1 protein-coding gene is annotated in these 1,553 nt (G+C 69.9%); it reads left to right on the top strand.

All coding sequences use genetic code 11. The annotated features are described in order from the left end of the window. Nucleotides 1-127: 127 nt before the first annotated feature. Nucleotides 128-1,432: an alginate lyase family protein gene (locus GWI24_RS44215; RefSeq protein ID WP_210951639.1), complete on the top strand. Its 1,305-nt coding sequence runs from the start codon at nucleotides 128-130 to the stop codon at nucleotides 1,430-1,432. Nucleotides 1,433-1,553 lie beyond the last annotated feature (121 nt).

The raw sequence follows: 1,553 nt of genomic DNA, 5'->3' as shown, positions 1-1,553 counted from the left end.
GGCGGTTGGCCGCCCCTGTGGGGGTGAGCGGATTCCTGTGCGATCTCTTGTCGTGCCCATGGAGCCGCCTTACTCTGAGCCCGATCTCAATTCTGAATAGCGTTCAGCTATCTGATTGGAGTGCTCGATGGGTGCACCTCCAGCGGGACGCGGGCGGATCGCCCGGGCGATCGTCGCCGCCTCCGCCCTCCTGGCCGTCCTGGCGATTCCCGCCGCCCCCTCCGCGCAAGGCGCCGAGCGCGTCCGGCATTCCGGCCCGGTGCCCCGTACGGTGGTGCTCGACGGGCCCCGACTGTCCCTCACCAAGCTGAAACTGCAGCTCGGAGACCGGAATCTGCGGCGGACCGTACGCGATCTGACCACCCAGGCCGACCAGTGGATGAAGCAGGGCCCCTGGACGGTCACGGACAAGGACCAGGTGCCGCCCAGCGGCGACAAACACGACTACTTCAGCCAGGCCCCCTACTGGTGGCCCAGCCGGCCCAAGACCGAGGACAATCCGTACGGCTGCCCCTACGTTCAGAAGGATGGCCAACGGAACCCCGACGTGGACAAGATGACGGACCGTCCCGAGGTCGGGAAGGTCTTCGAGTCCGCCTACGAGCTCTCCCTGGCCTGGTACTACACCGGTAAGCGGGCCTACGCCGAGCACGCCGCGGACATCCTGCGCACCTGGTTCGTCACCCCGGCGACCCGGATGAACCCGAACCTGAACCACGCGCAGTTCATCCCCTGCATGTACGACGGCCGCTCGATCGGGATCATCGACTTCTCCCAGGCCTTCACCAGCCTCCTCGACGCCGCCGCGCTCCTCGACACCGGCGCCCCCGGCTGGTCCAAGAGCGACCACGCGGGCTTCCGCACCTGGAACAAGCAGTTCCTGGACTGGCTGGTGAACAGCGACTTCGGCAAGGAGGAGGGCGCCGCCGAGAACAACCACGGCACCTTCTACGACATGCAGGTCGCCGCCATCGCCACCGCCGTGGGCGACCGGGACCGCGCCCGCCAGGTGCTCCGTGACGCCCGCACCAAGCGCATCGACACGCAGATCGCGGCCGACGGCACGCAGCCGCAGGAGCTGAAGCGGACCCGGAGCTTCCATTACTCGACGTTCAACCTGGTCGCGTACACCCGGATGGCCGCCATCGGGAAACACGTCGGGGTGGACCTGTGGCACTACACCGGGCCGGACGGCGCGAACCTCTTCAAGGCGGTGGACGTCCTGCTCCCGGCGGCCACGGGTGCCGCGTCGTGGCCGTACCCGGAGCTCGACTTCCGCGCCTATGCGGCGAGCGACATCGTCCACGCGGCGGCCGACGCGGGTGACCGCAAGGCTCGCGCGGCGCTGCCCAAGCTCCAGACCCCACCCGGGGGCGACCTGTGGGCCCTGCGGCCGGCGGTGGAGCAACTGGACAGCATCGCCCAGGGCTGACGCGCTCTCTCCCCGCCCCGGGGCAAGCCCCCGACCCCCGGATCGGGACCGCCCTCCACGCCGCGGCACCCGGCCGCCGGGGGTCTGGGTGTCCTGCGGGTGGCTGGGGGTTGGGCCGGTG

Source organism: Streptomyces sp. MK37H (genome assembly GCF_018035285.1).
Classification (GTDB): Bacteria; Actinomycetota; Actinomycetes; order Streptomycetales; family Streptomycetaceae; genus Streptomyces; species Streptomyces endocoffeicus.
Note: the sequence above shows the minus strand (reverse complement) of the source record. Positions and strands in the feature narration are given on the sequence as shown.